The organism is Pusillimonas sp., assembly GCF_044464525.1.
In the GTDB taxonomy this organism is placed as follows: domain Bacteria; phylum Pseudomonadota; class Gammaproteobacteria; order Burkholderiales; family Burkholderiaceae_B; genus Pusillimonas.
The window spans coordinates 51,697-59,286 of record NZ_JBIQLE010000021.1 but is presented as its reverse complement, the minus strand read 5'-3'; the positions used below and the strand labels follow the sequence as shown (position 1 = coordinate 59,286).

At 59.5% G+C, this 7,590-nt stretch carries 7 protein-coding genes; all 7 read right to left on the bottom strand.

Annotated features, from left to right (window positions below; all coding sequences use genetic code 11):
• Positions 1-101 precede the first annotated feature (101 nt).
• Positions 102-1,178, bottom strand: a complete 1,077-nt coding sequence (leuB, locus tag ACIY1O_RS12320) for a 3-isopropylmalate dehydrogenase (protein WP_397475389.1) — start codon at positions 1,176-1,178, stop codon at positions 102-104.
• Between the two features lie 47 nt (positions 1,179-1,225).
• Positions 1,226-1,876, bottom strand: coding sequence for a 3-isopropylmalate dehydratase small subunit (gene leuD, locus ACIY1O_RS12315; RefSeq protein WP_397475388.1), 651 nt, complete (start codon positions 1,874-1,876; stop codon positions 1,226-1,228).
• 9 nt (positions 1,877-1,885) lie between these two features.
• Entirely contained in the window at positions 1,886-3,289 is a 1,404-nt protein-coding gene (gene leuC / locus ACIY1O_RS12310; RefSeq protein ID WP_397475387.1) for a 3-isopropylmalate dehydratase large subunit, read from the bottom strand.
• 151 nt (positions 3,290-3,440) lie between these two features.
• Positions 3,441-4,274, bottom strand: a complete 834-nt coding sequence (locus ACIY1O_RS12305) for a M48 family metallopeptidase (RefSeq protein ID WP_397475386.1) — start codon at positions 4,272-4,274, stop codon at positions 3,441-3,443.
• A 106-nt stretch (positions 4,275-4,380) separates the two neighbouring features.
• Entirely contained in the window at positions 4,381-5,442 is a 1,062-nt protein-coding gene (gene aroC / locus ACIY1O_RS12300; protein WP_397475385.1) for a chorismate synthase, read from the bottom strand.
• Positions 5,443-5,668: 226 nt separating this feature from the next.
• Complete coding sequence (locus ACIY1O_RS12295) at positions 5,669-7,147, bottom strand: protein adenylyltransferase SelO (RefSeq protein ID WP_397475384.1); 1,479 nt, start codon at positions 7,145-7,147, stop codon at positions 5,669-5,671.
• Complete coding sequence (locus tag ACIY1O_RS12290; protein WP_397475383.1) at positions 7,144-7,542, bottom strand: DUF2069 domain-containing protein; 399 nt, start codon at positions 7,540-7,542, stop codon at positions 7,144-7,146. The genes ACIY1O_RS12295 and ACIY1O_RS12290 overlap by 4 nt, the downstream gene beginning before the upstream one ends.
• Positions 7,543-7,590: the final 48 nt, after the last annotated feature.

Genomic DNA, 7,590 nt, shown 5'->3' with positions numbered 1-7,590 from the left:
TGCGCTGCATGAGGACCGAACCCACCATGCCGCGCCAACCGACCAAACCTACTGCCTGGGTCATATGGCTCACTTTGTATTAAGAATCAGAGAATCGCCTGTTATTTTAACGCCTTCAGTACTGCATCGCCCATTTCCGACGTCGAAACCTTGGTCAGGCCTTCTTCGTGAATGTCCGAAGTGCGCAAGCCCTGCTCGAGAACCGCCTGCACAGCACCCTCGATACGCTCGGCCTGCTCGGCCATTCCCAGTGAGTAGCGCAGCAGCATGGCCGCGGACAAAATGGTCGCCAGCGGATTAGCCAGATTCTTGCCCGCGATGTCGGGCGCAGACCCGTGGCTGGGCTCATATAGGCCTTGATTGGCCGAGTTGAGCGAGGCCGAAGGCAGCATGCCGATGGATCCCGTCAGCATGGCGGCCTCGTCGGACAAAATATCGCCGAAAAGATTGCCGGTAACGATCACGTCGAACTCTTTGGGCGCGCGCACAAGCTGCATGGCGGCGTTGTCGACATACATGTGCGACAAGGCCACGTCGGGGTATTCTTTTGCCACCTCGATCATGATTTCGCGCCAGAACTGCGAGGTTTCCAACACGTTGGACTTATCCACGCTGCACAGCTTCTTGCCGCGTTTTTGCGCCGCCTGGAAGGCCACGTGCGCAATGCGGCGAACCTCGGTTTCTGCGTAATGCATCGTATCAAAGCCCTGGCGATCTCCTTTGAACGGACCATCAGTCAGTTCACGCACGCCCCGAGGCTGGCCAAAATAAATGTCGCCTGTCAGTTCGCGCACGATCAGAATATCGAGGCCGGACACTACTTCGGGCTTCAAGGAAGACGCATTGGCCAATTGGGGATACAAAATAGCCGGACGCAGGTTGGCGAACAGGCCCAGCGCCTTGCGCAGGCCTAAGATGGCCTGCTCGGGGCGCAACTCGCGCGCAAGCTTGTCGTACTTCCAGTCGCCCACAGCGCCGAACAAAATGGCATCGGCGCTTTTTGCAAGCTCAAGTACCTCTGGCGGCAACGGATGGCCGTGCTGGTCGTAAGCGGCGCCGCCCACCGGTTTGGTTTCCAGGTTCAGGTCCAGGCCCAGGGCCGTCAGTACGCGCACCGCCTGCTCGGTGATCTCTGGTCCGATGCCATCGCCCGGCAATACTGCAATCTTGTGTGTCATGTTTTAGCTTCGTGGTTTCTTGATTGAATCTATGCTTTTTGCTGCGTTCAGGCTTGTGGGCCGCCCGCAAGCCAGGGGTGGCGGGCAAGGCGCTGGGCTTCGAAGGCACGAATTTTGTCCGACTGTTGAAGCGTGGTTGCGATCTCGTCCAGACCGTTAAGCAGGCTATGTTTTCGGAAAGGCTCAACCTCGAAACCGATTTCGCGTCCATCGGGCGTTACAACCACCTGACGCGGCAAATCAATATTGAGGGTGTAGCCTTCGTTGGCATAAAGCTCTTCAAACAGGCGTGTAACCTCTGCTTCGGGCAAGACGATGGGCAACAAGCCGTTCTTGAAGCTGTTATTGAAGAAAATATCGGCGTACGAAGGTGCGATAATCGCCCGGAAACCGTATTGATCCAAAGCCCAGGGGGCATGTTCGCGGCTGGAACCGCAGCCAAAATTCTTGCGAGTCAGCAAAATCGAAGCACCTTGGTAGCGCGGCTGGTTCAGCGAGAACTCGGGGTTGAGCGGCCGCTTGGAATTATCCATGCCCGGCTCGCCGTGATCCAGGTAGCGCAACTCGTCGAACAGATTGGGGCCGAATCCCGTGCGCTTGATCGACTTGAGAAACTGCTTTGGAATGATCAGGTCGGTATCGACGTTTTCGCGATCGAGCGGGGCCACCAGGCCTTGATGAGTGGTAAATGCTTGCATGGCGCTTTCCTATCCAAAAGTGCGAACGTCAACAAAATGACCGGCAACCGCCGCTGCGGCGGCCATGGCCGGACTGACCAGATGCGTGCGCCCGCCCTGCCCCTGGCGCCCCTCGAAGTTTCGGTTCGAGGTGGACGCGCAGCGCTCGCCGGGTTCGAGGCGGTCGGCATTCATGGCCAGACACATCGAGCAGCCCGGATCACGCCATTCAAAACCCGCATCGGTAAAGACCTTATCCAAACCTTCTTGCTCGGCCTGCTGCTTGACCAGGCCCGAGCCCGGAACGATCATGGCCTGCTTGACATTGCCCGCCACCTTCTTGCCGCGCACAACCGCGGCCGCAGCACGCAAGTCTTCGATGCGCGAGTTGGTGCACGAGCCGATGAACACCTTGTCGATCTGGATATCGGTTAGCGGAGTATTGGCTTCGAGCCCCATGTACTGCAAGGCTCGCTTCATGCCTGCCTGACGCACTTCGTCCTTCTCGTTGGCAGGGTCCGGAACTTTTGCGTCCACCGAAAGCACCATCTCGGGCGAAGTGCCCCAGCTTACCTGCGGCGTGATGTCGGCCGCGTCCAATTCGATGACGCTGTCAAAATGCGCGCCTTCATCGCTATGAAGCGTCTGCCAATATTCGACGGCGTGGTCCCATAAATCCGTCGTGGGCGAATAAGGACGGCCCCGGAAATACTCGATGGTCTTGTCGTCCACCGCCACCATGCCCGAACGCGCTCCGGCTTCGATCGCCATATTGCAGACCGTCATGCGCCCTTCGACCGACAATTCGCGCACTGCCGAACCGCCAAACTCGATGGCATACCCTGTGCCGCCCGCCGTGCCGATCTTGCCAATGACGAACAAGACCAGATCTTTGGCCGTACAGCCGAAAGGCAAGCTGCCTTCGACCTTGACAAGCATGTTCTTGCTCTTTTTCATGAGCAAGGTTTGCGTGGCCAGCACATGCTCGACTTCGGACGTGCCGATACCGAATGCCAACGCGCCAACAGCGCCGTGGGTGCTGGTGTGCGAATCGCCACAGACCACCGTCATGCCCGGCAAAGTGGCCCCCTGCTCGGGACCGATGACATGAACAATGCCCTGACGGATATCGTTCATGCGAAATTGGGTAATACCGAAGGTGTCGCAGTTGGCGTCCAGGGTATCGACCTGCAAACGCGAGATTGGGTCTTGTATGCCCTGGCTGCGCCCCGAAGTGGGTACGTTGTGGTCGGCCACGGCCAGGTTGGCGTTGATCCGCCAGGGCTTGCGCCCGGCCAGGGCCAGCCCTTCGAAAGCCTGCGGACTGGTTACTTCATGGACCAGGTGGCGGTCGATATACAAAAGACAGGTGCCGTCGGCAGCCTGATCGACGACGTGGGCGTCCCACAACTTGTCGTAAAGGGTCTTGGCCATAGGGTTCTCTGGTAATAGTGAGGAAATTACAGGAACCATTATGACAGGCTCTCAACCTAGTACAAGATGAGCACTTATACTGGTATAGACAGTGATATCTTCGTCCTTTTATTGGTTCTCATGACCCATAAATTCCAAGAGCGGCGTTGATTTATTTCTGGGCCGCCTGATACAACGGCATCATTTGCTCTGCAATTCGGGTCAGATCGGCCGTGCGCGAAGCCGCAGAAGGATGGGTCGAGAGGAATTCCGGCTGTGCGCTACCCGAGCTCAACGCCCCCATCTTCTGCCAGAGCGTGACCGCCGCCCGCGGGTCATAGCCCGCTCGCGCCGCCAGCTCGACCCCCATGCGGTCGGCCTCTGTTTCATGCGTACGGCTGTTGGGCAGGGTAAACATCACCTCTGTAAGCTTGCCCCCAAGGTCACTCGTGGCCGCACTGCCCGTCAAGGCGGACAGTACCGACAACCCAATGCCGGCCGCCATTTGCTGCGACACCTGTTCACGCGAATGCTCGCGCAGCGCATGGGCCATTTCGTGGCCGATCACCGCCGCCAGCTCAGCGTCGGTAAGCTTGAGCTTGTTGATCATTCCGCTATAGACCGCAATTTTTCCGCCCGGCATGCACCAGGCGTTGACCTCGCTTGAGTTCAGCACATGGACTTCCCAGTTCCATTGCGCCGCATCCGGACGAAAAACGCCGACTTGCGCGATTAGGCGCTGCGCCACGGCCTTCACCCGCGAAGCCTGTTTTGCATCGGTGTCCAGCGCACCCTGCGCCCGTGCCTGCGTCACGATACCGGTGTATTGTTTCTGCGCCTCTTGCATCAAAGCCTGCTCGGAGACAAGGCTGGACATATATTGCTTGCGGTCGACACCCACCGCGCCCGAGTCGGTGGTTTGCACCGCGGCGCAGCCGGCAAGCAGCGACGCGCCTGCCAGGGCGGCGGCAACGACATTTCGTTTCAAGAACCAGATTGTCTTCATGTTCTACTCCGTCTCTGAATATGTCCGTTAGCGCAAGGTTCAAGAAAATCAGGCTACGGCGCCTTCGACATGCGGCCTTTGCACGCCGCTTTGCAACGCTGAGCCATCAAGCGCCGGTCGCCGCACGCTGGCGCAACGCATGATCCATCAGAACGACGGCCAAAAGGGATTCTGCAATTGGCGTAGCGCGGATGCCCACGCATGGATCGTGCCGCCCCAACGTTTGCACCTGAACCGGCCGGCCCTGCTTGTCGACCGAGCGCCTTTCAATGCGTATGCTCGAGGTGGGCTTGATGGCCAACGATACCGTGACCGGCTGGCTGGATGAAATCCCGCCCAGTACTCCGCCCGCATGATTGCTGGCAAAGCCGTCTGGCGTAAGCTCGTCGCCGTGTTCGGAGCCGCGCTGGGCAATGCTTTCGAAGCCGGCTCCGATGGAGACTCCCTTGACTGCATTCAAGCCCATCATCGCATGAGCGATGTCTGCGTCCAGGCGGTCGTACAGGGGCTCGCCCCATCCGGCAGGCACTCCCTCGGCGACCACCTCGATGCGCGCGCCGATGGAGTCGCCGTCGCGGCGCAATTGATCCATATACTCTTCAAGCTTTGCCACGACGCTTGCATTGGGCGCGTAGAACGGGTTGTTGCCCACCTCGTCCCAGCTTTCGAAAGGAATGGCAATGGGCCCCAGCTGGCTCATATAGCCGCGCACGCGCACCCCATACTGAAGAGCGAGCCATTTCTTTGCAATCGCGCCGCCCGCCACGGTGGGCGCGGTCAGGCGGGCCGACGACCGGCCGCCGCCACGCGGGTCGCGGACACCGTATTTGTTCCAGTACGTATAGTCGGCGTGGCCGGGGCGGAAAGTATCTTCTATGTTGCTGTAGTCTTTGCTGCGCGCATCGGTATTGCGGATCAGCAAACCGATGGGGGCCCCGGTGGTAACCCCTTGATAAACGCCCGACAGAATTTCAACCCTGTCGGCTTCCTGGCGCTGGGTCACATGACGCGAAGTGCCGGGACGGCGCCGGTCGAGCTCGGCTTGTATGTCGTCTTCGGTAAGATCCATGCCGGCGGGGCAGCCATCTACCACCGCGCCGATGGCCGGGCCATGCGATTCGCCGAAATTAGTGACACAAAAAAGCTTACCTAGGGTATTGCCGGACATGATTGATAGATAACAGATTGAAAACTGAAGGAATGAACACCGCGCCGAAGCGAGCACGAAAAACGCCAAAGCGAATTATGGCATTTCAAGTACGCGACGTGAGGCCATAACATCATAATATGAGATCAAGGCGCGCCAGGAATTCCAGGCGCCGCATTTTGATACCCGCCTTCGGGCGCCGGCCCCTTGATGCCACACCGCCGTATCGGGCATCGTCGCGCTTGAATCACGACGAGCAACTTACATGCAGCTCGCGCGCCCAGTCTGGGGCCTGGGCCGCGTACGACTCATAGCCCGCACGTTCGGTATAAGGCGCACGCAACAGCATAAGCAAGGTTTCGATCTCTCCGGCATCGTCGTTTTCAGCCGCGCGAATGGCTTGCTCGGCCAGATGATTGCGTAATACATATAACGGGTTGGCCAGGCGCATGTGCTCGATCCGCTCCGCCTCGGGGCGCCCGTCAAGCTCGAGGCGCCGGCAATAGGCATCGAGCCAGGCTTGCGCCGCCTCGCGGTCGGTAAACAACTCGAAGAACGGTTCGGGATCAAGCGGGGCGCCGGCCAAGCGCCGAAAACTCAAGGTGAAGTCGGCCTTCTGGGTATGCAACAATCTCCACCAGTCGTCCACCAGCACTTCATCACCCTCGCGCCAGCCGCGCAGGCCGAACTTGCGCACCAGGTTGCCATGATAGGCATCCATAAAATCTTGCTCGAAATGGCCCAGTTGCTCGCGCAGGTCTTCCGCCTCGGCGCCGAGCACGGCCAAGCTGCCGGCCAGCCGATAGAGATTCCAATGCATGACCGAGGGCTGGGTGTTCCAGGCGTAGCGGCCCTGGGTGTCGGTATGGTTGCAAATATGGCCGATCTGGAAGGCATCCATGAAGCCGTAGGGGCCGTAATCCAAAGTAAGGCCAATGATCGACATATTGTCGGTATTCATTACTCCATGGCAAAAACCGGCGGTTTGCCAATCGGCGGCCAGGCGGGCCGAGCGCGCAACGACTTCGCGCAAGAAGCGCAGCAGCACGCCATGCTCGCCTTGCGTCTGGCCGGCGGGCTCATCGCGGCAAGCCGGGTAAAAGCGGTCGACCACGTAGTCGAGCAAAATTCGCATCTGGGCAGGCTGATGATTCCAATGTTCGAATGAGCCAAAACGCACAAACGTGGGTGAGACCCGGGTGACGACAGCCGCCCGTTCGACGGTCTCGCGGTATACAGGGTCGCGCGCTGTAACCAGGGCCAGGGATCGGGTGGTGGGAATGCCCAGGCCCGCCATGGCTTCACCTGCCAGGTACTCGCGCACCGACGAACGTATCACGGCTCGGCCATCGCCCATGCGTGAATATGGGGTCATGCCCGAGCCCTTTAGCTGAAGCTCGAAATTACCTTGCGGCCCCATGACTTCGCCCAGCAGGTGCGCCCTGCCGTCGCCCAATTGGCCCGCCCAGACACCGAACTGGTGCCCGCTGTAGACCGCCGCCAGGGTATCGCCGCGCGCCAACCCGCGGTTGCCCGAACACACGTCCAGAAAATCAGGCCGGCCCAGGGCGGCTTGCGACAAACCCAGCATGCCTGCCACCTGGACATTGGCATGGAGCAATCGGGGCTGATCCAACGGCTGCGGCTGAAGCCGGGTGTAGAACTCCGGCGGCAAGCCGGCAAAGGAGTTGACCGTGGGCAAGTCGTCGATAGAGTCTAAGCTCATGACGGATGGACCTCGCTTGATGAGCGCGCCGCCGCTTTCGCCGCACGCTTGGCCGGCCGCAAATACATGATGCAGCACAGGTAGAAGACGAAGCTCAATACGATCTCGATGGAGGCCATGGCCACCGAAGCGGCAGACGGATCAGAATAGGCCCGCACCACACCCTCCATGAAATACAGCAAGATCAGCATTGCAGCCCACTGCATCGTATAGAGGTTTCCCTTGAGCACGCCGCGCAGCGGCAACAACAAAGGCAGTACCTTCAGCACCAGCCACGAGCCGCCCGGGCGCAAGGGAGCCAGCCAAAGCTCCCACAACAGGCAAAGCGCGATCAAGCCAAGCAGCGATACCGAGGCGCCGTAGCGCAATGCAGGATTCAGTCGGGGTGTAGTCATACTGGTATTATTACCCGGATTGATAAACGAGTTTTCATAGAACGGCGC

What these genes read in the sequence shown, in the direction of transcription:
- leuB (WP_397475389.1), bottom strand. Translation starts at nt 1,178, where the DNA reads ATGACACACAAGATTGCAGTATTGCCGGGCGATGGCATCGGACCAGAG.
- leuD (WP_397475388.1), bottom strand. Translation starts at nt 1,876, where the DNA reads ATGCAAGCATTTACCACTCATCAAGGCCTGGTGGCCCCGCTCGATCGC.
- leuC (WP_397475387.1), bottom strand. Translation starts at nt 3,289, where the DNA reads ATGGCCAAGACCCTTTACGACAAGTTGTGGGACGCCCACGTCGTCGAT.
- ACIY1O_RS12305 (WP_397475386.1), bottom strand. Translation starts at nt 4,274, where the DNA reads ATGAAGACAATCTGGTTCTTGAAACGAAATGTCGTTGCCGCCGCCCTG.
- aroC (WP_397475385.1), bottom strand. Translation starts at nt 5,442, where the DNA reads ATGTCCGGCAATACCCTAGGTAAGCTTTTTTGTGTCACTAATTTCGGC.
- ACIY1O_RS12295 (WP_397475384.1), bottom strand. Translation starts at nt 7,147, where the DNA reads ATGAGCTTAGACTCTATCGACGACTTGCCCACGGTCAACTCCTTTGCC.
- ACIY1O_RS12290 (WP_397475383.1), bottom strand. Translation starts at nt 7,542, where the DNA reads ATGACTACACCCCGACTGAATCCTGCATTGCGCTACGGCGCCTCGGTA.